21 protein-coding genes are annotated in these 23,221 nt (G+C 70.0%); 9 read left to right on the forward strand and 12 right to left on the reverse strand.

The window, feature by feature from the left end; genetic code table 11:
- On the reverse strand, positions 1-422 hold a 422-nt coding region (locus ACM9LD_RS09925), incomplete at its 3' end, for a limonene-1,2-epoxide hydrolase family protein (protein WP_415676506.1).
- Positions 423-654: 232 nt separating this feature from the next.
- Here ACM9LD_RS09925 and ACM9LD_RS09930 point away from each other — a divergent pair.
- The 4 genes from ACM9LD_RS09930 to ACM9LD_RS09945 are packed head-to-tail and all read left to right on the forward strand — an operon-like array spanning position 655 to position 4,022.
- Positions 655-1,251, forward strand: a complete 597-nt coding sequence (locus ACM9LD_RS09930; RefSeq protein WP_415676507.1) for a 50S ribosomal protein L25/general stress protein Ctc — start codon at positions 655-657, stop codon at positions 1,249-1,251.
- Between the two features lie 5 nt (positions 1,252-1,256).
- Positions 1,257-1,835 carry an aminoacyl-tRNA hydrolase gene (gene pth / locus ACM9LD_RS09935; protein WP_415676508.1) on the forward strand — a complete coding sequence of 193 codons (579 nt, stop codon included), beginning with the start codon at positions 1,257-1,259 and terminating at the stop codon, positions 1,833-1,835.
- Positions 1,832-2,374, forward strand: coding sequence for a GNAT family N-acetyltransferase (locus ACM9LD_RS09940; protein ID WP_415676509.1), 543 nt, complete (start codon positions 1,832-1,834; stop codon positions 2,372-2,374). The genes pth and ACM9LD_RS09940 overlap by 4 nt, the downstream gene beginning before the upstream one ends.
- Positions 2,375-2,417: 43 nt before the next feature.
- On the forward strand, positions 2,418-4,022 hold the full coding sequence (locus ACM9LD_RS09945) for a peptide chain release factor 3 (RefSeq protein WP_415676510.1): 1,605 nt from the start codon (positions 2,418-2,420) through the stop codon (positions 4,020-4,022).
- A gap of 14 nt (positions 4,023-4,036) precedes the next feature.
- Here the strand turns inward: ACM9LD_RS09945 and ACM9LD_RS09950 are convergent, their stop codons facing one another.
- Both ACM9LD_RS09950 and ACM9LD_RS09955 read right to left on the reverse strand, forming a co-directional pair.
- Positions 4,037-4,375, reverse strand: coding sequence for a hypothetical protein (locus ACM9LD_RS09950; RefSeq protein ID WP_415676511.1), 339 nt, complete (start codon positions 4,373-4,375; stop codon positions 4,037-4,039).
- 143 nt (positions 4,376-4,518) lie between these two features.
- Positions 4,519-5,130 carry a TetR/AcrR family transcriptional regulator gene (locus ACM9LD_RS09955; RefSeq protein ID WP_415676512.1) on the reverse strand — a complete coding sequence of 204 codons (612 nt, stop codon included), beginning with the start codon at positions 5,128-5,130 and terminating at the stop codon, positions 4,519-4,521.
- Between the two features lie 51 nt (positions 5,131-5,181).
- Between ACM9LD_RS09955 and ACM9LD_RS09960 the strand changes: the two genes are divergently transcribed.
- Positions 5,182-5,625 carry a PaaI family thioesterase gene (locus tag ACM9LD_RS09960; RefSeq protein WP_415676513.1) on the forward strand — a complete coding sequence of 148 codons (444 nt, stop codon included), beginning with the start codon at positions 5,182-5,184 and terminating at the stop codon, positions 5,623-5,625.
- Between the two features lie 9 nt (positions 5,626-5,634).
- On the opposite strand, the gene ACM9LD_RS09965 is transcribed toward ACM9LD_RS09960, so the two are convergent.
- Both ACM9LD_RS09965 and ACM9LD_RS09970 read right to left on the reverse strand, forming a co-directional pair.
- On the reverse strand, positions 5,635-6,279 hold the full coding sequence (locus ACM9LD_RS09965) for a LysE family translocator (RefSeq protein WP_415676718.1): 645 nt from the start codon (positions 6,277-6,279) through the stop codon (positions 5,635-5,637).
- Between the two features lie 68 nt (positions 6,280-6,347).
- Positions 6,348-6,875 carry a DUF6790 family protein gene (locus tag ACM9LD_RS09970; protein ID WP_415676514.1) on the reverse strand — a complete coding sequence of 176 codons (528 nt, stop codon included), beginning with the start codon at positions 6,873-6,875 and terminating at the stop codon, positions 6,348-6,350.
- Positions 6,876-6,930: 55 nt separating this feature from the next.
- Here ACM9LD_RS09970 and ACM9LD_RS09975 point away from each other — a divergent pair, with 55 nt between their 5' ends.
- A complete protein-coding gene (locus tag ACM9LD_RS09975; protein ID WP_415676515.1) occupies positions 6,931-7,368 on the forward strand; it encodes a MarR family winged helix-turn-helix transcriptional regulator in 438 nt (145 codons plus the stop codon).
- 47 nt (positions 7,369-7,415) lie between these two features.
- On the opposite strand, the gene ACM9LD_RS09980 is transcribed toward ACM9LD_RS09975, so the two are convergent.
- Complete coding sequence (locus ACM9LD_RS09980) at positions 7,416-8,417, reverse strand: enoyl-CoA hydratase/isomerase family protein (protein ID WP_415676516.1); 1,002 nt, start codon at positions 8,415-8,417, stop codon at positions 7,416-7,418.
- Between the two features lie 73 nt (positions 8,418-8,490).
- Here ACM9LD_RS09980 and ACM9LD_RS09985 point away from each other — a divergent pair, with 73 nt between their 5' ends.
- A complete protein-coding gene (locus ACM9LD_RS09985; protein WP_415676517.1) occupies positions 8,491-10,320 on the forward strand; it encodes an ABC-F family ATP-binding cassette domain-containing protein in 1,830 nt (609 codons plus the stop codon).
- 203 nt (positions 10,321-10,523) lie between these two features.
- Positions 10,524-12,518 (forward strand): serine/threonine-protein kinase, encoded by a 1,995-nt coding sequence (locus tag ACM9LD_RS09990; protein WP_415676518.1) that lies wholly within the window; start codon positions 10,524-10,526, stop codon positions 12,516-12,518.
- A gap of 129 nt (positions 12,519-12,647) precedes the next feature.
- Here the strand turns inward: ACM9LD_RS09990 and ACM9LD_RS09995 are convergent, their stop codons facing one another.
- From ACM9LD_RS09995 to ACM9LD_RS10020, 6 genes are all read right to left on the reverse strand, one after another.
- Complete coding sequence (locus ACM9LD_RS09995; RefSeq protein WP_415676519.1) at positions 12,648-15,230, reverse strand: heavy metal translocating P-type ATPase; 2,583 nt, start codon at positions 15,228-15,230, stop codon at positions 12,648-12,650.
- Between the two features lie 32 nt (positions 15,231-15,262).
- Positions 15,263-16,225 carry a heavy-metal-associated domain-containing protein gene (locus ACM9LD_RS10000; RefSeq protein WP_415676719.1) on the reverse strand — a complete coding sequence of 321 codons (963 nt, stop codon included), beginning with the start codon at positions 16,223-16,225 and terminating at the stop codon, positions 15,263-15,265.
- A gap of 1,382 nt (positions 16,226-17,607) precedes the next feature.
- Complete coding sequence (locus ACM9LD_RS10005) at positions 17,608-18,522, reverse strand: 4-(cytidine 5'-diphospho)-2-C-methyl-D-erythritol kinase (protein WP_415676520.1); 915 nt, start codon at positions 18,520-18,522, stop codon at positions 17,608-17,610.
- Between the two features lie 10 nt (positions 18,523-18,532).
- Complete coding sequence (gene rsmA, locus ACM9LD_RS10010) at positions 18,533-19,426, reverse strand: 16S rRNA (adenine(1518)-N(6)/adenine(1519)-N(6))-dimethyltransferase RsmA (RefSeq protein WP_415676521.1); 894 nt, start codon at positions 19,424-19,426, stop codon at positions 18,533-18,535.
- 18 nt (positions 19,427-19,444) lie between these two features.
- A complete protein-coding gene (locus ACM9LD_RS10015; protein WP_415676522.1) occupies positions 19,445-20,950 on the reverse strand; it encodes a transglycosylase family protein in 1,506 nt (501 codons plus the stop codon).
- Positions 20,951-21,056: 106 nt separating this feature from the next.
- Positions 21,057-21,905: a TatD family hydrolase gene (locus ACM9LD_RS10020; RefSeq protein WP_415676523.1), complete on the reverse strand. Its 849-nt coding sequence runs from the start codon at positions 21,903-21,905 to the stop codon at positions 21,057-21,059.
- Positions 21,906-22,025: 120 nt separating this feature from the next.
- Here ACM9LD_RS10020 and ACM9LD_RS10025 point away from each other — a divergent pair, with 120 nt between their 5' ends.
- Complete coding sequence (locus ACM9LD_RS10025) at positions 22,026-23,210, forward strand: DUF7373 family lipoprotein (RefSeq protein ID WP_415676524.1); 1,185 nt, start codon at positions 22,026-22,028, stop codon at positions 23,208-23,210.
- Positions 23,211-23,221 lie beyond the last annotated feature (11 nt).

Here is a 23,221-nt window from a genome sequence, read left to right on the forward strand (position 1 = left end):
GGCCGGGCGGGCGCGTAGAAGACGCCGGCGACGGCGCGCGCGCCGGCGCGGGCGACCGCACGCACGTCGGCCTCGTCGCGCCAGGCGACGATGCGACCACCGTCGACCTCGAAGGTGCCCCGGACCTGGAACTGGACCCGCAGCGGCCCGTACACGAGGGCCGTGACGCGCTCGGTGACGGCCGCGGCGCAGCCGGACTGCTCGGACGCTAGCAGGACCGCCTGCATCGCGACGCGCGTGCGCGCGTGCCAGCGGAAATGGCGCGCGATCGCGGCCCGGCCGCGCAGGGGCCGGCCGCCGGTGCGCCGGTAGACGACGTGCTTCGCGAGCAACCTCTCGGCGATGTCGTAGTCGCCGCTGCCCAGGGCGTCGACGAAGCGCTCCGCGACGTCCTGCGGCGACCACAGCGGGGAGTTGTTCACGTTATCGATGGTGCCGATGTGGCGTGGACGCCGCGCGAACTGGACATGACGGAATGGCGAAGCTTCGATTTCGCTCCTGAGCGGGGGTTCGGTAGACTGTGCGGCGACCTTCTCGGCGAGGGCGGCCCCGGCCGCCGTGATCGACGCGAACGGCACTTCTCCCGCGGATCCGCAGGGCGCAGTGCGGGCCGCCTCGGACGCCGGGGCCGCATCACCGCACCGAAGGAGTCTCATGTCCGAGACCAACAAGCTCGTCGCCACCGTCCGCACCGAGTTCGGCAAGGGCGCCGCGCGTCGCGCCCGCCGCGACGGCCTCGTGCCCGTCGTGCTCTACGGCCACGGCACCGAGCCGCAGCACTTCACCGTCGTCGCCCGTGACTTCGCCACCATCCTGCGTAAGGACGGCACCAACGCCGTGCTGAACCTGGACATCGACGGCAAGGAGCAGCTGGCGCTGACCAAGCAGGTCGTCGTGCACCCGCTGCGCAACTACATCGAGCACACCGACCTCCTCGTCATCAAGAAGGGCGAGAAGGTCACCGTCTCCGTGCCCGTGGTCGTCGAGGGCGAGCCCGCCGGCGGCACCCAGGTCGCGCAGGACCTCAACGAGGTCGAGATCGAGGCCGACGCGCTGAACATCCCCGAGAACATCACGTTCAACGTCCACAACCTCGAGGCCGGCACGCAGATCACCGTCGGCCAGCTCGAGGTCCCCGCCGGCGCCACCATCGTCACCGACGCCGACGCGCTGGTCATCAACATCACCGAGATCGCCGCGGCCCAGACCGACGAGGACGAGGCCGAGGCCACCGACGAGGCTGCCGAGTAACCGAAATGACCGACCGGCCACTCATCGTCGTGGGGCTGGGTAACCCCGGCGAGAAGTACGCCGGAACCCGGCACAACATCGGCTTCGACGTGGTCGACGAGCTCGCATCGCGCGCCCGCACCTCCTTCTCCCGGCACAAGAAGTCGGGGGCGGAGGTCGCGGGCGCGCGGCTCGTCGGCCGCCAGGTGTACCTGGCGAAGCCGCAGTCCTTCATGAACCTCTCGGGCGAGCCCGTGGGCGCGCTCGCGCGGTTCTACTCGGTGCAGCCCACCGACGTGATCGCCGTGCACGACGAGCTGGACATCGACTTCGGTCTCGTCCGGCTCAAGCGCGGCGGCGGCGAGGGCGGCCACAACGGGCTCAAGTCCCTCACGCAGCACCTCGGTACGCGCGACTACCTGCGCGTCCGGGCCGGGATCGGCCGGCCGCCCGGCCGGCAGGACCCGGCCGACTACGTGCTCAAGCCCTTCGCCAAGACGGAGAAGCCCGAGGTGCCGCTGCTGATCGCCAACGCCGCGGACGCCGTCGAGCTGCTGATCCGCGACGGCCTCGAGCCCGCCCAGAACACGGTGCACACCTGGTGATCGCCTTCCGGCGGGTCACGCGCGAGGACTTCCCCCTCCTCGCGTCGTGGCTCGGCGAGCCGCACAACCGACGGTGGTGGAACCACGAGACCTCCCCCGAGGCGATCGAGCGCGACTTCGGGCCGTCGGTCCACGGTGCCGAGCCCTCGCTCGATTTCCTCGCCCTCGACGAGACGGGGGTGGCGTTCGGCCTGATCCAGCGGCAGCGGTGGATCGACTACGCCGACGAGCCGGAGACCGCGGCTGTGGGATCGCTGGTCGATCTCGGTCCCGCGGACTGGGGCGTCGACTATCTGATCGGCTCGCCGTCGGCGACCGGGCAGGGCCTCGGCACTGCCATGATCGCCGCGATGTGCGAGGTGATCTTCACCGAGCTCGGCGGCGAGCGGATCGTGGTCGCCGTCGCGGCGGGCAACCGCCGTTCCTGGCGCGCATTGGAGCGCGCCGGCTTCGCCCTCGCCGGACACGTCGACATCCCGCCCGACAACCCCGTCGACCCGCCGGACCACGTGGTCTACACCCTTTCGCGCCCCGCCTGACCGCGACACGATCTACCTGCGCGAACAGGTAGACTGGCTCCCCGTGAGTTCCATTGCCGACGAGGTCTCCCGCCGCCGTACCTTCGCCATCATCAGCCACCCGGACGCGGGTAAGTCCACGATGACGGAGGCCCTGGCGCTGCACGCCCGGGTGATCAACGAGGCCGGCGCGATCCACGGCAAGGCCGGCCGCAAGTCGACGGTCTCCGACTGGATGGAGATGGAGAAGGCGCGCGGCATCTCCGTCAGCTCGACGGCGCTGCAGTTCAACTACACCTCCGCGGGTGCGGACGCGGACGCCGAGCCGTCCGTGATCAACCTGGTGGACACCCCGGGCCACGCCGACTTCTCCGAGGACACCTACCGCGTGCTGACGGCCGTCGACGCGGCGGTCATGCTCATCGACGCCGCGAAGGGCCTGGAGCCGCAGACGCTCAAGCTCTTCCAGGTGTGCCGCCACCGCGGGATCCCCGTCATCACCGTCATCAACAAGTGGGACCGGCCGGGCCGCACGCCGCTGGAGCTGCTCGACGAGATCTCCGAGCGCATCGGCCTGACCCCCACTCCCCTGTTCTGGCCCGTCGGCATCGCGGGCGACTTCCGCGGCCTGCGCGACGTCCGCAAGGACGAGTACGTGCACTTCACCCGCACGGCGGGCGGCGCGAAGATCGCTCCGGAGGAGCACCTTTCGACCGACGCCGCGCTCGACCGCGAGGGTGACGTGTGGGCCGAGGCGGTCGAGGAGACCGAGCTCATGACGGAGATGGGGCAGAGTCACGATCAGGAGATGTTCCTGGCGGGCCAGACCTCGCCGGTGATCTTCACCTCGGCGATCCTCAATTTCGGTGTGCGGCAGCTGCTGGAGGCCCTCGTCGAGCTGGCGCCCGCGCCGCATTCGCGCACCGCGATCGACGAGTCCGAGCGCGAAGTGACCGATCCCTTCAGCGCGGTGGTCTTCAAGGTGCAGGCGGGTATGGATGCCGCGCACCGGGATCGCCTGGCGTTCATGCGGATCGTCTCCGGTGAGTTCGAGCGCGGCATGGTCGTGCAGCACGCGCAGACCGGCAAGCCCTTCGCCACCAAGTACGCGATGACGGTGGTCGGCCGCGACCGCGAGACCGTCGAGACCGCCTACCCCGGCGACGTCGTGGGCCTGGTCAACGCCAACGCGCTCGCCCCGGGCGACACCCTGTACGACGGTGCCAAGGTCCAGTTCCCGCCGATCCCCTCGTTCGCGCCGGAGCACTTCGCGGTGGTCCGCGCCGACTCCGCGGGCAAGTACAAGCAGTTCCGCAAGGGCATCGAGCAGCTCGGCACCGAGGGCGTGGTCCAGTTGCTGCGCAACGACGTCCGCGGCGACGCCTCGCCCGTCATGGCAGCGGTCGGCCCCATGCAGTTCGAGGTCGTGGTCGCGCGCATGAAGACGGAGTTCAACGTCGACGTGCAGGTCGAGCATCTGGGCTACTCGGTGGCGCGCCGCACCGATTCCGCGAGCGCCGACGAGCTCAACCGGCAGCGCGGCGTCGAGGTCTTCGAGCGCAACGACGGCGCGCTGCTCGCCCTGTTCTCGGACAAGTGGAGGCTGCAGTACATCGAGAAGGAGCACCCTTCCCTCTCGCTCGAGCCGCTGGTCGCCGCGGCCGACTGATTCCCGCCGCCCCGTCAGGACCGGGGGCTGTCGGCGCCCGGTGCGTCGCGCGGGTGATCTCCCGGGTCGATGGGCGTCGCGGAGCTCGGCCCCGCATCGCGGGCCGATCCCGAATCCGCGTCCGGATTCATGTTTCCGGGCCACAACGCGGACCCCGGCGGCACGTTCGCGTGATTGGCGCCGCCGCCGGGCGCGCCGCCGGGCGCCACCGCCGACGGGCTCACCACGTGGTCTCTGGGCTGTGCGGCGGCCGGCCCGGCCGCGAGGAGGGCGGCGCCGGCTCCGGCGGCGATCAGTCCGGCGGCGAGCCGTCGTGCGAGGGGCGGGACTGCGGGATTCCGTTTCTCGTTCATACTTCGACCGTACCGATGGAATTCACGAAACCGACTGGCTGAATACAGCTTTCACGAATCCGACACAAACGGACGGATGTCACGGAACCGACGGTCGGACCGTCGCGATTCCTTCACAACGTCGTGCGTGCCGCGCGCCCCGGTCAGCGCGGAGACGCCAGGTTCGTGGCGCAGCGGTCGCGGACCTCGCCGATGAGCCGGTCGGCCTCGGCGGCGTCGATGAGTCCCCGCGCGGCGAGGGCGAGTAGCCCGTTGATCCCGGCCCAGCACTGGATGACCTCACTCCGGGCCGTGTCGGCGGGGTCACCGACAGCGTCGATCACCACGTCGAGCGCCTGCGCGAGGTAGCCGCGCACCTCCGCCCGGGCGGCGCGCACCGTCTCCGAGTCCTCACCGTGCACGTCGGTGAGCCCCAGCAGCCGGAAGGCGATCGGCTCGCGACGATGGAAGTCGAGGTACTCGTCGAAGGCCCGGCGCGCGGCCTCCTCCCCCGTGCTTCCCGCGACCGCGGCCTCCATCGCCGCGACGTGCTCGCTGCCGACCCGGCAGGCGAGCACTGCGTACAGGTCCGCCTTCCCGCCAGGGAAGTTCGAGTAGATGCTGGTCAGCGCGACGTCCGCAGCGCCGGCGAGCTCGTCGACGGAGGTGCCGCGATACCCCTGCGGCCGGGCGTACAGCGCGTGCGCGGCGTCCAGCAGCGCAGCGCGGGTGCGGCGGCGGCGCTTGTCGGAGGGTTCCGCCAGGAGTGATTCCATGGCACTATCCTAGCCATCCTTCGTTTTCATAGTCCTACTAGGAGAACTTCGATGACCATCTCGCCCGATCAGCTCGACGCCGGCGCCGCCGACGGCTCCGAGATCATGCGGCAGTTCGTGCCCGCGTCGCCCTTCGTCGCGCTGCTCGGGGTGCAGCTGGAGGAGATCTCCGACGGCGCCGCCACCCTCCTGGTGCCCTACCGGCCCGACCTCACGACGGTCGGCACGATGATGCACGGCGGCCTCATCGCGGCGGCCGCGGACATCGGCGTGATGGTCGCGGCGTGGGCGGGCCGCCCGGTGCCGGACAAGCTGCGCGGCGTCACCGCGTCGCTGTCGCTGAACTTCATCGCCCCGCTGATCGAGGACGGCCTCCGGGTGCGGGCGCACCGCCTGTCCACTGGTCGGAAGACCAGCCACGTGCGGTGCGACATGTACTCGCAGACCGGCGACGTGTTGGTCGCGAGCGCCACGGGCACGTACCAGGTGGGCTGACGCCGACTCTCACACCCGGGCGCGCTGCGGGACCTCGCGGGCGAGGAGCAGCGCGACGGCGCCGAGCAGCGTGCCCGTGATCCGGCGCTGCCACGCCGCCCACGACGGACGCCGTGCGATGAGCGCCGCCACCGCACCCGCGGCGATCACGATCGCGGCGTTGACCAGCATCGACACCGTGATCTGGATGCCGCCGAGAAGGAAGCCCTGCGCGGCGACGTGCCCGCGGGAGGGGGCGACGAACTGCGGGATCAGAGCGAGGTACATGATCGCCGCCTTGGGGTTGAGCAGGTTGGTGAGGAGCCCCATCCGGAAGAGCTTCGCGCTCGAATCGCGCGGCAGGTCGGTGGTCTCGAACAGCCCGCGGCCGCCCGGACGCAGCGCCTGCCACGCGAGGTAACCCAGGTACAGCGCGCCGGCGGCCTTGAAGCCCATGAACAGCCACGGCACCGCCACGAAGACGACGGCGAGCCCCACGTTCGCGAGGGTGAGGTAGACGAGGAAGCCCGCGCCGGTGCCGGCCAGCGAGATCAGTCCGGCCGCGCGACCCTGGCCGATGCTGCGGGAGACGAGGTAGATCATGTTCGGCCCGGGCGTGAGCACCATCGCCAACGCCGTCACCACCATCCCCGCCACCGCGGTCCACGAAACGATCATGCGACCCATCCTCGTGAGCAACTGGCATCGGAGTACATATCCAGTCGAGTGTGACTGGCCTGCATTCAGGCCGCCGCTGCGACGGCGTCGGGCGAACCGTGCGACCGCGTACGTCGACGGTCCGCGATCGCCAGGGCGATGATCGCTGCCGGGACGAGGATGTCGACGAGGAGGATGCCGCCAGTGTTGCCGGGCTGGTGATCGCCGTGCGCGAACCACTGGTCGAGATGCCCGAAAGCCGCGCCCCACAGGAAGATCGCGTAGCCGACGCCGTAGGCGAGCCGGAACCCCTGATGCCGGACCACCAGCACGAAGGCCATCGCCGCGAAGCCGAGATTGGTGAAGGCGATCTCGAACTGGAAGGGATTCCCGGCGGGGAAACCGATCTCGTTCGCCATCGTGTCCGGGGCGAGGAGGAAGAAGACACCCACCCACGCCGCGCCCAGGCCGGCGGCGACGAGCATCGCCCGCTGCCAGATCTCGAGGCGCTCGCCGGGCCGGCGGGCGGAGCGGACGGCGGCCCAGATCGCCGCGACGACCGGGAAGATCAGCGGGGTGGACGTGTGGATGAGGTACTGCGTCGTTGCGTTCACAACTCAGTCTTAACACGTTAATATTAACGGGTCAAGACTCCTGTATCCTGGAGGCATGGGCGAATCCGACGAGGGCCTGGGCGACGTGCTCAACCACATCACGATGCTGCTCGGCGTCGTGACGCGCGAACACGGAGCCCCCGGCGCGCTGAGCTACAGCAGGATGCGGCTCCTCGGCACCCTCGAGGAGGTGCAGCCCGCCACGCAGCACGAACTCGCGCGGGCGATGCTCGTCTCCGACGCGGCCGTCAGCCGCATGCTGACCGCCCTCGTGCCGGAGGGTCTGGTCACCGTCGAACCCGATCCCGAGCACGCCCGCCGGCGCCTGGTGCGCCTGACCGAGAAGGGCGCGGAGCAGTTCCACGCGTCGAGCACCGACTACGCGGCCCAGCTCGAAAAGGCCCTCACCGCACAGGACTTCCCGTACGAGCGCTACCTGCGCGACAGCATCGCGCTGCGCGACTTCCTCGCGACCGCGGCCGGCCGCGGCTGACCCCTGCGCCTCCCTAGCGGGACGTGCAGCGAGCAGAGCCGAGCGGATCAGCCGCCGATGATCGCCTCGATCTCGCGCTCCTCGACGTCGCCGACCGACGCCGGCGAGAACTTCGGGTCGCGGGTCTTGTCGATGAGCACAGCGCGGATGCCCTCGACGAAGTCGGGGCGGCGGACCAGGCGGGCGCCCACGACGGCCTCCTCGGCGAGACACTGGGCCAGGGTGCGGTTGCGCGACTCCTGAATCAAGTCGAAGGTGACGAAGACCGAGGTGGGGCAGGCCGTGGACAGCTGCTCGCGGGCCGTATCGGCCCACGCGCCGGACGTCGTGGCGAGGCCCGCGAGGATCTCGGTCACCGAGTCGCGGCCGAAGACGTCGGCGATCTCGTCGAGCGGCAGCGTCGACGCGGGGGCGGTGTCGCCGAAGCGGGCGAGGACACCGTCGAGCTCCTCCCCGGCGAGGAGGGCGGCCTTGACGTCGGGCATGGCCGACGAGGGCACGAAGTGCGTCGCGAGCCCGACGGCGAGCGCGTCGCCGGCGCCGATCCGGGCGGCGGTCATGCCCATGAGCTCGCCGAAGCCCTTCGGGAGGCGGCCGAGGATGTGCGTGGCGCCCACGTCGGGGAGGAAGCCGATCGCGACCTCGGGCATGGCGATGAGCGCCTTCTCCGAGACGACGCGGTGCGAGCCGTGGATCGAGACGCCCACGCCGCCGCCCATGTTCACGCCGTCGATGAGGGCGATCACGGGCTTGGGGAACTCCGCGAGCCGCAGGTTCATGTCGTACTCGTCGCGGAAGAACGGGGTGAAGTCCTCCCCCGCCACCACCTGGTCGCGGATGGCGCGGATGTCGCCGCCCGCGCAGTACGCCTTGGGCGACGCGGAGGTGAGGAGCACGCGGGTCACGGCGTCGTCGGACTCCCACGCCTGCAGCGCCGCGTCGATCGCGTGCACCATGTCCATGGTGAGCGCGTTGAGCGCCTTCGGACGGTTCAGCTCGATGTGGCCGGTGCCCCCGGCCACGGTGGTGACGATCTCGGCGTCGCTCACAGCCCACTCCTCGCGATTAGTCGCATATCCAACTAAATCAGTATGGCAGGTGCCCGCGTAACCTGGACGCGCGATGGCGAATCTTCTCGGCGCGGATGCGCTGCACCTCGAGTACCCGACCAAGACGGTCTTCGATTCGGTGTCCCTCGGCGTCAACGAGGGCGACCGGATCGGCATCGTCGGCCGCAACGGCGACGGCAAGTCGAGCCTGCTCGGCATGCTCGCCGGCACCCGCGAGCCCGACTCCGGCCGCGTGACCCGACGGGGCGGCGTCCGGGTGGGCGTGCTCACCCAGACCGACCTCTTCGACGACGAGGACACCGTCGGCCACGCCGTCGTCGGCGACACCCCCGAGCACGTCTGGGCGGGCGACCCGAAGGTGCGCGACATCCTCGCCGGCCTGCTCACCGACCTGCCGTGGGACGCGCGCCTGGGCGAGCTCTCCGGTGGGCAGCGGCGGCGCGTGCAGCTGGCGCAGCTCCTCGCGGGCGAGCACGACGTGCTCATCCTCGACGAGCCGACGAACCACCTGGACGTCGAGGCCATCGAGTGGCTCGCCGGCCACCTCAAGACCCGCTGGCCCGCGAACCAGGGCGGCCTGCTCATGGTGACCCACGACCGGTGGATCCTCGACGAGGTCTGCACCGCCACGTGGGAGGTGCACGACCGCATCGTCGAGCCCTTCGAAGGCGGCTACGCCGCGTACATCCTGCAGCGCGTGGAGCGCGACCGGCAGGCGGCGTCCATCGAGCAGAAGCGGCAGAACCTCGCGCGCAAGGAGCTGGCCTGGCTGCGCCGCGGCGCCCCCGCCCGCACCAGCAAGCCCAAGTTCCGGATCGACGCGGCGAACGCCCTCATCTCGGACGTCCCGGAGATCCGCAACAAGACCGAACTGCAGTCGCTCGCGGTCTCGCGGCTCGGCAAGGACGTCGTCGACATCCTCGACGTCGGCGTGGCCTACGGCGACAAGCAGGTGCTCAGCGACATCGAGTGGCGCATCGCCCCCGGCGAGCGCACGGGGATCCTCGGCGTCAACGGGGCGGGCAAGTCGACGCTGCTCGGCCTGATCGACGGCGCCGTGCAGCCCACGACCGGAACCGTCAAGCGCGGCAAGACCGTCAAGGTACAGACCCTGACGCAGCGCCTCGACGAGCTCGAGCAGCACTGGGACGATCCCGTGCGGGTGGTGCTGGCGAACCTCGCCACCAGCTTCACCGTGGGCAGCGGGTCCAAGGCGCAGGAGCTCACCCCGTCGCAGCTGCTGGAGCGGCTGGGCTTCGCGAGCGCGCAACTCTCGACGCCGGTCAAGGACCTCTCCGGCGGGCAGAAGCGCCGGCTGCAGCTGCTGCTCATCCTGCTGGACTCGCCGAACGTGCTGATCCTCGACGAGCCGACCAACGACCTGGACACCGACATGCTGGCCGCGATGGAGGACCTCCTCGACTCGTGGCCGGGCACCCTGATCGTGGTCTCGCACGACCGGTACTTCCTCGAGCGCGTCACCGACCAGCAGTACGGCATCCTCGAGCGGCGCCTCCGGCACCTGCCCGGCGGCGTCGACGAGTACCTCGCGCTGCGGCGCGCCCAGCACGGCGCGGCGTCCGCCTCCGGGTCGGGCCGTTCGGGTTCGACGGTGCCGGCCACCTCCGATTCCGGCGCCCCGGCCGAGTCCGGGCTCAGCGGCGCGGAGCTGCGGGCGGCGCAGAAGGAGGTCACGGCCGTCGAGCGCCGGATGACCAAGCTGACGGAGCAGGTCGAGAAGGCGAAACTGGCGCTCGCCGAGCACGATCAGGGCGACTACGCGGGCCTCGCGGAGGAGATGAAGAAGATCTCCGCACTGGAGGACGAGCTGGCCGAGCAGGAACTGCGCTGGCTGGAGCTGTCGGAGGCACTGGAGGGCTGAACCGTTCTGAAAGTCCAATCGGCTTCCCCGATAAGGCGTTTGGAGCCGCATCAGCTCGCTGAACTGGAGACCGGGCGTTTGCTCGACGACGACAGACGGCTGCCACCGACCTCAACTTCACACCCGACCAAGGACGTTCGAACGACAATCACGCCAAGGTCGCCACAAGCGAGCCCCAAGCACGTTGGCGGTATTCTCCCCAGGTGACCGATGAGACCGACCGACATGAGGTGATTCCGGGTTTCCATGTCATCCGCCCCCTGGGAGCCGGGGGTATGGGCGAGGTGCTCTTAGCGGAACAACTGACCCTGGGCCGCTTCGTCGCACTGAAGATGCTGGACGTCCTCCGTAGCACCGACGATGACCTGGCAAGACGTTTCGTTCGCGAAGCGCTTACTCTTGCCCGCACCGGACATCCCAACATCGTCACGATCTACGACAGCGGAGTTACGCCCGACGGCCGAAGGTGGCTGTCGATGGAGTACGTCGATGGTGCCGATGCCATGGAGTTGGTCAGCCACTATGGGCCCCTTCCTCCGACTCTCGTGGCGGACATCATCGATGGCGTCGCCAGTGCACTCGACCATGTTTGGTCAACACAGAGAATGGTCCACAGGGACGTTAAGCCTGCAAATATCATGGTGCAAGTTGCGAATACCGGCACCGCAGCGAAAACAGTCAAACTCGCGGACTTCGGCATCGCCAAGATCGCTGAGCAGACCGGCAAGATCACACGAACCGGCCAGACAATCGGCTCGGTCGCATACATGGCGCCTGAGGCGCTCGACGGCAAACAGCTCGACAATCGCGCAGACATATACTCGTTGGGCGCCAGCGCATTTCTCATGTTGACGGGCAACTACCCATACGGCACCGCCGACCCCTCCGTGATCGCCGTTGCACACTTCCGCCGACCGATTCCCGCACCGTCGGACACCAATCCATCTCTCTCCAAAGGCGTCGATGCCGCCATCAAAAAAGCCCTCGCCATCCATCCAACCGAGCGGTTCGACAACGCGACGGAATTCGCGACTGCGCTCCGCTCCGCTTTGACTGAAACACGAAACGTCGCACAGGCCCGAGATGGGGAACACAAAACCGCAGTCACATACCCGTCCGAAACCCCAGGCACCCCCCACTCAGAATCACGGAAAAACGTGGGATCACCCACCGTCTCCGCACCCGGAATTCGAATCAAGCCGCTCGTCGCGGCAGCGACAACCATTATTGCCATCACCGCCGCGGTCTTGCTCATGCTGTACCTCATTCAGACCGGCTCAACTTCTGGAGACGCCACCACGCAACAAAATTTCTCGGGCGTCGCCGACGTCGGCCACCAGCCTGTTGCCATCGCCGTCGACAGTTCCACTCAGACAGGCTACGTCGCCAACGCGTCGAGCAACTCAGTATCTGTAATCGACTTCGCCATCCCGAGGACAGTAGCAACAATCTCGCTCAGAGATCGCCCGGGCCGTATCGCCCTTGCTGCGACAACCCAGAAATTGATTGTCGTCAACCAGAACTCGTCATCGGTGTTCATCATCAACACTCGGACACGAAAGGTCGAAACATCGATAGCGGTAGGAAGAGAGCCTACAGATATCGCAATCGACACCGATGGAAGGACCGCGTACGTGGCCAACCACCGCAGTTCGACCGTGTCTGTGATCGATACCGAATCGGGCATCGTGACAACAACCCTCAACGTCGCCAATAAACCGTCTTCGATCGCGGCTTCGCGTGCCGGAGGCAAGCTTTTCACTACAAACAGAGATGAGGGATCAGTATCAATTCTCGATGCACGTTCGGGATCGACGCTCAGTACAGTGCGAGTCGGAGCGTCTCCTTCACAATTATCCCTGTCGCACGACGAAGGCCTCTTATTCGTAACCGACTCGAACACCAACACGATATCGATCATTGACACAGCCTCCTCTCGACTGCGGTCCTCTATAGACGTAGGACAAAGACCATTCTGCATCGCGACATCAATGAATAACGAAAACGCGTACGTGACAACCTCAAATAGCAGCAGCTTGAAGACTCTGGACATCTCGAGCAACGTAGTCTCGCACACGATTGCATTGTCCCCACCCATCGCGGCGGGATGCATGACCGTTGATCCAGAGAAACCCATAGCCTACATTCTCGATCCATACAGTGGAAAAGCATACGTCGTCCCAATCACCGACCAGTGATTGAGCTCTGGACGTCAATAACTGACGCATGAGTCGTCGATTCTCGCCCCCAGCAGAAATCTCCGCGCGCCGCGAGGATCTGCGGGGCGAGCGGAGATATCCATGGGGAGCGGAGATATCTGCCGCGCGTCAGGCGACGTTCGCCGCGTACTTCGCCGGGTCCGAATCGAACTTCGGCGCGCACGAGGGGCAGCAGAAGAAGTACCGCTCGCCGTCGTAGTCGCGGAACAGTCCGCGCGCCTCGGCGGTGGACTTCACCACCGGGTTGCCCACCATGACCGGGCAGGTGGTCTTCTCGTCCGAGGCCGGCCCCTCCGGTGCGGCGCTCGCGGGCGCGGCGCCCAGCCGGATGTCGTCGGGCCCGGTGGAATTCGTGCTGCAGCAGCTCATGTCGGTGGTGTCCTCTCGGTCGGTGGAAGGGATCCGGTTCTCGGGGCGATCGGCGGGAGCCCGCCCCGCCGCGCTGCGGAATCCACGCAGGCGCAGGCTGTTCCCGACGACGAAGACGCTGGAGAAGGCCATCGCCGCGCCGGCGAGCATCGGATTGAGCATGCCGAGCGCCGCCACCGGGATGGCCGCGACGTTGTAGGCGAAGGCCCAGAACAGGTTCGTCTTGATCGTCCGGAGCGTGCTGCGCGACAGGCGGATCGCGTCGACGGCGGCGCGCAGGTCGCCGCGGACCAGGGTGATGTCCGCCGCCTCGATCGCGACGTCGGTGCCCGTGCCCATCGCCAGGCCCAGGTCGGCGGCGGCGAGCGCGGGGGCGTCGTTGACCCCGTCGCCGACCATCGCCACCACGCGGCCCTCGGCCTGCAGGCGGGTCACCACGGCGACCTTGTCCTGCGGCATGACCTCGGCTATCACTTCGTCGATGCCGACCTCGGCCGCGATCTTGCGGGCGGCGGCCTCGTTGTCGCCGGTGAGCAGCACGGGCGTCAGTCCCAGCGCCCGCAGCTCCCGGATCGCCTCGGCGCTGGTCGGTTTCACGACGTCGGAGACCACGAGGATCCCGCGGGCCGCACCGTCCCAGCCGACGGCGACGACCGTCGCGCCCTGCGCCTCCGCGGCCGCCTTGGCCGCGGCGAGCTCGTCGGACAGGCGCAGCGCCCAGTCGGCGAGCAGCGACTCGCGGCCGACGATCACGCCGTGGCCGTCGACGACGCCCTGCACGCCCTGCCCCTCGATGTTCGCGAAACCCTCGACGGGCGCGAGGGGTCCGATCTTCGCGGTCGCGCCCGTGGCGATGGCCTGGGCGATCGGGTGCTCGGAGGCGTCCTCGAGGGCGCCGGCGTAGCGCAGCACGTCGAGCGGGTCGACGCCCTGCTCGGTGATCACGTCGACGAGGGTCATGCGGCCGGTGGTCACGGTGCCGGTCTTGTCGAGCACGACGGTGTCGACGCGGCGGGTCGATTCGAGCACCTCGGGGCCCTTGATCAGGATGCCCAGCTGGGCGCCCCGGCCGGTGCCGACGAGCAGCGCTGTCGGCGTCGCCAGGCCCAGCGCGCAGGGGCAGGCGATGACGAGGACCGCGACCGCGGCGGTGAAGGCCGCGGAGACCGGGAAGCCCGCCCCCAGCCAGCCGCCCAGGGCGATCGCGGCGATCGCGATGACGATCGGCACGAAGATGCCGGAGATCCGGTCGGCGAGGCGCTGGACCTCGGCCTTGCCGGTCTGGGCCTCCTCCACGAGCCGCGCCATCTGCGCGAGCTGCGTGTCCGCGCCGACGCGGGTGGCCCGCACCACGAGTCGTCCGCCGGCGTTGACGGTGGCGCCGGTGACCGCGTCGCCGGGGCCGACCTCGACGGGCACCGATTCGCCGGTGAGCATCGAGGCGTCGACCGCGGAGGTGCCGGAGACGACGACGCCGTCGGTCGCGATCTTCTCGCCGGGCCGCACGACGAACTCGTCGTCCGCGCGCAGCTCGTCGACGCCGATCTTCACCTCGGCCCCGTCCCGCAGGACGGAGACCTCCTTGGCGCCGAGCTCGAGCAGCGCGCGCAGCGCCGCCCCGGCCCGCCGCTTGGAGCGCTTCTCGAAGTAGCGCCCGGCGAGGATGAACATGGTGACGCCCGCGGCCACCTCGAGGTAGATGTTCGCGGCACCGGCGGACGGGGCGAGCGTGAGGCTGAACGGGTGCTTCATCCCCGGCTCCCCCGCCATGCCGAGGAAGAGGGCGTACAGCGACCACAGGAACGCCGACAGCGTGCCCATGGAGATGAGCGTGTCCATCGTGGCAGTGCCGTGCTTGAGGTTCGCCCACGCCGCCTTGTGGAAGGGCCATGCGCCCCAGAGGATCACGGGCGCGGCGAGGGCCAGGGAGGCCCACTGCCAGTACGTGAACTGGAGCGCGGGCACCATCGCCATCGCGATGACGGGGATGCTGAGGACCGCGGCGCCGATGAGCCTGGTGCGCAGCGACTCGAGCTCGCGGTCGGCCGGCGAGGCGCCGTCGGCATCCGGGCCCGACGGTGCCGCCGCCCCGGACAGCGTGGCGCTGTAGCCGGTGCCGACCACCTCGTCGATGATGCGCTGCGGGTCGACGCCCTCGGGCGCGACGACCTTCGCCTTCTCAGTGGCGTAGTTGACGGTAGCGCTCACGCCGTCGATCTTGTTGAGGCGCCGCTCGATCCGGTTGGCGCACGAGGCGCAGGTCATGCCACCGATGTCCAGCTCGATGTGCGTGCCGCCGGTGGTACTGCCGGGTGTGCTCATGGTCGATCCCTCCTCTTCTTCGGTGGTGGTGGTCAGTGCCCGCCGTGGCCGGCGGCCGGCGGGACGGATGCGGTGGGGGCGGTGGGGTTCTGCGGCGACGCAGACGCGCCCGCGTCGACGACGAAGCTCGCGGTGCGGACCACCCCGTCGACCTGGAAGTCCAGGTAGAGCAGGTAGCGCCCCGCGGTGGGGGCCTGCGCCTGGAAGGCGATCGCGGGCCCGCCGGTGTCGCCCGGCTTCGGCTCGGCGCCCTCGGGGTGCACGTGCAGGAAGGCGAGGTCGCCCTGGCGGAGCGCGACGAGGTGGCCGAAGGCGCCGAGGTAGGGCTGCAGCGCGGTGACGGGCGCGCCGTCGCGGCTCACGCGCAGCGTGACGGGGCTCGAGGCGCCGGCGACGAGGTCACCGTCGAGGGTGACGGTGAAGCCGTCGACCTGCGCGGTGCGCGAGGGCGCCGGGTCGGCGGGCGTGTAGCCGCCCGCGACCTCGACGGTGCGGGTGAGCGTGACGGCGGAGCCCGTCGCGGGGGCGAAGTCGGCGTAGAGGCGGTAGGTGCCCGCCTCGGCCCAGCTCCACGGCAATGACCAGGTGCCCGTGGCGCGGTCGAGGACGGGGTGGACGTGGCGGAACAGGCTGCCGTCGGACCGCACGGCGATGAGGTGCAGATCCTTCTCGTGCGTCGTCGTGTAGGCGGTCACGGGGGCACCGGCGGCGTCCTCGATGCGGAAGCTCAGGGTCCCGGCCTCGCCCACCGCGCGCGGCGCGCTGACGGGGGCGAAGGTGAGCCCCTCCGCGCTCAGGGAGACGCCCTTGAGCGCCGCGGCCGCCGCGGGGGCGGTCGCGGCCGGCGCGGCGTGCCCGCCGTGCCCGTCGTCCGCCTGCGCGTTCCACTGCGCGACGGTGCTGTCGGGCACCACGGCGCCGGCGATGCCGTAGGCCCCGCCGAAGGCGACCACGAGGCCGGCGCCGTAGACCGCCAGTTTCGCCGCCGGGTTCATCGAGCGCCGCGTCGTCTCCCGGCCGTCCATGGTTCCTCCTCGATCAGGGGTACCCCTAGTGGGTATCTGATCCGAACCTATACCCCTAGGGGGTATCTGGCAACCCCTGAGGCCGGGGCGTCACCCATGCCGTGTCGAGCGGATGTGCATACCCGATTCGCCAGGAGGCTCAACACTCCCGCCCGGCCGAACGGCCGTCAGATCATTGAAGGTCGGACAGCGCCGCGGGCAGCTGGAGCGACGATCCCCTATTCACCCCGATTCAGGTTCGGAAAAAAGCGCGACGGATTCTTTTTATTCACGATTCCGGTCAGATTCCAGCGGCGACTGCGAGGGTGAATGCCTTCATATATTATATGCCATTATCGAATCCGTTCGATTGTTACCTCAATTTTCAGGCATTATATATGTTCCTTCGTCAGACCGACGCCTCCGCGTGTACCCTCCCGGAGGAACGACACGACTCCACAAGAGCAACGAATGCCGTTCCAGCGCAAGCGTGCCGGAAATCTGATCGGATCCGCCGCGCTGCACCACCGTCGCAGCACGACCTCCGAGCAGCGACTCGGAAATCCCGGCCCGCCGGGCCTTCCCACTGTCCGGCGCGAACAACATCCCGCCCGAAGTCGGTTCGTCGCCGACAATTCGTCGCGCGGAACAACCGACAGAAATGGTTTCATCGTCCATCACCGCAGCGTGCGCCGCATTCGACGATCACGGAAGAATACGGTGCCCCCGCTCGCCGTCCAGCTCCGCCCGGCCGAATGGACAGGATTTCCACCCACAGCGGACACAATTCTCGACGGGCGCCCGAAAGGGCGGCACCGTCGGGACACCTTCTCCACCCACTCGCCCCCCATCCCGAAGGGAACCCGATTCCATGCTCCGTCTCCGTGTCGCCTCCGCCGCCGCTGCCGTCGCCGCCGGTGCCGCCCTGCTCCTCCCCGCCACCGCCCTCGCGGCACCGAACGGGGCAGCACCCGCACCGAAGCCCGCCNCAGCNGCCGCGGCGAAGCCCGCCCCGGCCGCTGCGGCGAAGCCCGCGTCGACGGCGAAGCCCGTCACCGCGAAGCCCGGGGCCGCGGTGAAGCCGGCCACCCCGGCGGCGGCGAAGCCGGCGGCGCCACTCGATCCGCTCACCGGATTCGTCTGCACCGTCATCGGATTCATCCCGGGCGGGCTCCAGACCGTGCAGTCCACCCTGCAGACGGTCGGCACCGCCGAGAAGGAGCTCGTCGCCGGGGCCAGGCAGATCGCACCGGGTGCAGCGGACGCCTACACGGCCTTCCGGGCCCCAATCGACCAGCAGGTCAGCGGCCTGCTGACCGCCTGCGCGGGCGCGGCGAAGTAGTTCAGCACCGTCGGTGCCGAGGAGGCGACCCCTACGGCACGACGGTGGCGCCCGGCACCGGACCCGAGGCGACTCGCACCGTCCGGCAGACGCCCGCGCCCGCGAGCTCGGTGCCAACGTCGACGGCGTCGTCGGCGCTGGCGCAGAGGAAGGCGCAGGTGGGGCCGCTGCCGGAGACGATGCCGGCGAGCGCGCCCGCCTCGATCCCGGCGCGCAGCGTGCGTCGCAGACCCGGCTGCAGAGAGAGCGCGGCGGCCTGGAGATCGTTGGTGAGCAGCGGCGCCAGGCGGTGCGGATCGCCGGAGGCAACGGCGGCGAGCAGCGCATCGGGGCTGCCGGCGCGCGGCGGGTCGCCCGCCTCGCGCAGCCGGTCGAGCTCGCGGTACACGGCGGGGGTACTCAGGCCCTCGCGGGCCAGCGCGAGCGTCCAGTGGAACTCGCCGCGGGCCAGCGCGGGGATGAGCCGCTCGCCGCGGCCGGTGCCGAGCGCGGTGTGGCCGTGCAGCGAGAAGGGCACGTCGGAGCCGAGCGTCGCGGCCACCTCGTCGAGGTCGTCGCGGCCGATCTCGAGGCCCCAGAGGGTGGCGGCGCCGAGCAGCGCGGCGGCCGCGTCCGCGGATCCGCCGGCCATCCCGCCCGCCACCGGGATGCCCTTGGCGATGTCGATGCGCATGTTCGGGTCGCGGCCGTACCGCTCCGCGAGCGCGACGACGGCGCGCGCCGCCAGGTTGGTGGGGTCGGTCGGCACGTCGCGGACGCCCTCGCCGGTCACGTGCAGGGTCAGCGCATCGGACGGAGTGAGGGTCACGTCGTCGTGCAGGGAGAGCGCCTGGAAGACGGTGACCAGCTCGTGGAAGCCGTCGGGCCGCACCTCGCCCACCCCGAGGTGGAGGTTCACCTTGGCGGGCGCCCGCACTGTCAAGGGGGTCGGTACCACGGAAAGCACGCGGTCCAGACTACGGGGCGGCGTCGGCGGGCCGAGCGGCGGCGAGGGCGGCGAACTGCTCGACCGACAGCTTCTCGCCGCGCTCCCGCGGATCGATACCCGCCGCGACCAGCAGCTCCTCCGCCGCGGCGGGCGATCCCGCCCAGGTCGCGAGGGCGGCGCGCAGGGTCTTGCGGCGCTGCGCGAAGGCCGCGTCGACGGCCGCCCACAGCCGGGCGCGGTCCACGTCGGGCCGGCCGTCGGGGCCGTGCAGATCGATCCGGACGAGGCCGGACTCCACGTTGGGCTCGGGCCAGAAGACCGCCCGCCCGACGGTGCCGGCCTTGCGGACGCGCCCGTAGTACGCCGCCTTCACCGACGGGACGCCGTAGACGCGCGAGCCCGGGGCCGCGGCGAGCCGGTCGGCGACCTCCAGCTGCACCATGACCAGCACGGTCCGCAGCGTGGGGACCTCGGCCAGCAGGTGCAGCAGCACCGGCACCGAGACGTTGTACGGGAGGTTCGCGACGAGCACCGTCGGCGATCCCGCGGCGGACACCTGCGCACCGGACACCTTGAGCGCGTCCTCGCCGATCACCGTGAGGTTCCCGGCCAGCTCGGGCGCGCGTTCGGCCACCGTCTTCGGGAGCTGTTCCGCGAGAACGGGATCGATCTCGATGGCGGTGACGGACGCGGCGGCGTCGAGCAGAGCGAGCGTGAGCGAGCCGAGGCCGGGGCCCACCTCGAGCGCGACGTCGTCGGGACGCACGTCGGCGGCAGCGACGATCTTGCGGACCGTGTTCGGGTCGTGCACGAAGTTCTGCCCCAGCGTCTTCGTGGGACGAACGGACAACTGCCCGGCCAGCGCGCGGATCTCCGCGGGGCCGAGCAGTCGTGCCTGATTCTTGAATTCGGCGCCGGTCACCGGTGTGACTCTACCGAGCTACTCCGAGTTACCGGAGAGCCCGAGGCGCGCGGAGCAGGACGGCCATGCGCCCCAGCCCTGCGCCTTGAGGGTCTTGCGGGCGATGTCGATCTGCTCCTCGCGGGTGGCGAGATCGGCGCGGGGCGCGTACTTGCCGCCGCCGTGCCGCAGCCAGGTGCCGTAGTCGAACTGGACGCCACCGTAGAAGCCGTTGCCCGTGTTGATCGACCAGTTGCCGGTCGACTCGCACTGCACCAGGCGGTCCCACACGGAGCCCGGCGCGACATAGGGCGCACCCGGGGCGGTGCCGACGGCGGTGACGCCGGCGACGCCCGCGTCGAGGACCTTGGAGCCGATCCGCTCGCGGGAGACGACCTTGCCGTCCACCACGTGCTCGCGGTACTGGACCTCCTGCTTACCCGGCTTGCCCGGGTCCGTGACCTGGGTCTTGCCGTTGGTCAGCTTCGGATCGTCGACCTTCTTCGGCGGCGCCGTGTACGGCTCGGTGACCGTCACGGTGGCCGTCCGGTTCCGGTTGACCGAGATGGTCATGCCGGGGGTGACGGGGGTGTTGGCGCTCGGCTTGACAGAGTCCTGCTGGATCAGCGGGACGCCCATCTTGGCCAGGTACTCGCCGACGGTGCGGCCGGCGGCGTTGGCGACGACCTTGCCGCCCGCGTCGAGCACGGTGGCGGTGACGGGCGTGACCACCGAGACGGCGGCACCGTCGAGCGGCACCTGCGCGTCGAGCGGGAGGGAGACGAAGTTCTTCGCATCGCCGAGGCCGGCCGAGGCGAGGGCGGCGCCCATCGTCAGGTCGGTGGTCTTGACGGTGCGGACCTTGCCGTTGACGTTGACAGCGATGTCACGGTCGTGCTGCACGGTGATCTGCTGGCCGGGCTTGACCGACTCGCCGAGGCCTGGGCTCACCCGGTCCGAGGCGTCGGCGTCGATGCCGGCGGAGCCGAGGATCGACTTCACCGAGCGGCTCATCGTGGAGACCTCGTGGGTCTGTCCATCGACGGTGACCGTGAAGTCCTGGTACAGCGCCGCGGCGGTGCCGCCGGAGGCCATGAGGGCGACGAGCATGGCGCCGGTCACGGCGCGGACGGGCGTGTTCTCGAGCTTGGCGGACAGGCCGCCGAGGACGCCGGGCCCGTCGTCGTCGGACGCGGCCTGCGCGGCGGGCTCGGGGGCCTCGTCGGTCTCGGCGTCGAGGACGGCCGGCTCCGGGAGAGCCTCGGCCTGCGGGTGCTCCGCGTTGTACTTCTCCTCGGCCTCGAGGGCCAGGCTCTCGGCCTCGGCGACGGCGTCGTCGCCGTAGACCTCGGCCTCGAGGTCGATGATCTCGCGGTCCGCCTCGGGGTCGAGCGGCGTGCCCTCGAGGTCGGTGAACCGGGCGAAGACCTGGGTCACGTCGAACTCGGCGGTGCGCTCCCGGGTGGAGCCGAAGGCGCCGCGGCGCGGGTGCGAGGTGGGCTGATCCACCGTGGTGGTGTTGTCGTCTGCGTCGAGCTCAGGCACTGGTGACTTCCCATGGGTGGACTGCAGGTGTGGCGCTCGGCGACGTTTCGGTCGCCGTTACATCACAGTACGGTAACGGAGAAGTGGGAGGCGTGCCAGCTTCTGTTCATTTCGCGCCCGCGAATGTGGCCCCGAACACACGATCCGCCGTCGCGGTGGTGGCCGCCGCGATCTCCTCGGGAGCGACTCCGCGCAGGTCAGCGAGGTAGCGGGCCGTATAGGGGATGCAGTACGACTCGTTGGGCGTACCCCGGTACGGGTGGGGTGTGAGATACGGCGCGTCGGTCTCGACGAGCAGTTGACCGTCCGGAACGAGGCGCGCGGCCTCCTGGAGTTCCGTGGCGTTCGTGAACGTCACGGTGCCCGAGAAGCTCAGGACGTAGCCGCGGTCCACGCACTCGCGTGCCATCGCCGCGTCGCCGGAGAAGCAGTGGAAGATCACCGTCTCCGGGGCGCCGAAGCGCTCGAGGTCCGAGAGGATGTCGGCGTCGGCCTCGCGGTTGTGGATCATCAGCGGCTTGCCGAGCCGCTTCGCCAGGTCGATGTGCCACTCGAAGGCCGCGTGCTGCTGCGCCGGCGTCGCGACGTCCTCCCGCTTGCCGAGCCAGTACCAATCGAGGCCCGTCTCCCCGATCGCCACGCACCGCGGGTCGGAGGCCAGGCGCTCGAGCTCCGCCGGCGCACCGTCGACCTCGAGCTGGTGCGCGTCGGTCGGATGCAGGGCCACGGCGGCGAAGACGCGCTCGTCCCAGCGGCTCGCCTCGATGACGTACCGCGCCTGCTCGAGATCGCAGGCGACCGTGACCACGCGGTCGACGCCGACGGACGCCGACCGGTCGACCAACTCCCGCACGGCCTCGGGCGTGCGGGCGCGGCAGCCGTCGAGGTGGGTGTGCGCGTCGACGAGGCCCGGCAGCGGCGCGGGCAGCGGAGGCGGCGGCTTCTTCTTCCCCATGTGCCCCATTGTCCCGGTACCGCCCCCGAGGCCGGTCTTCGGACCATGTTTAATCCGACGTTAAGCAGCCGCGAAGAGGTGCCAGGTGTGCTCTGTGCGGTGTCCGATCGAGGAGAACGCATGAAGAAGCCCGTCCTGTCCGCAGCCGTCGTCGCCGGCGCCGCGCTGCTCGCCGCCTGCGCCACCACCGGCGGGGAGCCGGTAGCCACACCGTCGTCGGGGTCGCCCGCCGCGGCCCCGTCGTCGGCCGGCGCTTCCCCCGGGACGACGGTGCCGGTCCCCGCAGGCCTGGACTTCGGCACCTACCCGTCGAAGGCACGCACCATCACCGCCTCCGAGAACCGGTCCTGGGTCGCGGAGGGCAACCGGATGGGCGACGAGGCGCTCATCCAGGCCAACGAGGTCGACCCCCGGCTCATCATCGGCGGCGCGAGCCTGCGCTCGTACCCCGTGCTCGTGGGCGATGGCCTCCGCAGCCGCGTGCCCGACGCCACGGCCCGGGCCTTCCAGGCCAACAAGATGCGCGTCGGCATGACCACGACGCGCGGCGATGCGCTCGACAAGCCGACCGTCGCCGTGCGCATCGGCCTCTACCGCTTCGAGACCCCCGACGCCGCGAAGCAGGCCGTCGACGCCATCCGCTCCGCGACCCAGGCCGCGCCGAAGGTCCGCGTCACCGTCGACGGTGCGCCCGACGTGCTCGCCTCCGAGTTCAAGCCCGGCACCGTCGACGCCTACGTCGTGCAGGGGCCCTTCGTCGTGAACGTGAGCGGAACCGGACCGACCACCGACCAGGGCGCGCAGTTCGTCACGAAGGCGTTCTCCCTCGAGCTGCCGAAGCTCAAGGGCTTCGCGCCGACCGCGCTCGACCAGATCCGCAAGCTGGACCTCGACAAGGACGGCATCCTGTCCAGGACGCTCCCCGCGCCCGACGCGCAGGATCCGACCCTCTTCGAGAACTGGTACACGTGGAACGGGCAGCTGCACCGGATCCAGGACATCACCAGGACCGAGACCTATCTCGCCGCCGGCATCGACCTGATCGGCAACACGGGCGCCGGCAGCGTCGTCTACCGCACCCGCGATGCGGCGGCCGCGACCACGATGGTGCAGACCATCGCGGGGAAGAATCCCGCCGTCGCCGGGATCCCTCAGCTCCCGACGGTGAAATGCATGACCGGCGGCGACGCCACGTACTGCTGGATCCCCGTCGGGCGCTACGTCGCCTCGGTGTACGACACCAACGCCGCCCTCGCGCGGCAGAAGGCCGCCGCCCAGTTCTCCATCCTCGCGACCACGCCGTAGCCCCGCTGCCG

The organism is Tsukamurella hominis, from assembly GCF_965137015.1.
Lineage (GTDB): Bacteria > Actinomycetota > Actinomycetes > Mycobacteriales > Mycobacteriaceae > Tsukamurella > Tsukamurella hominis.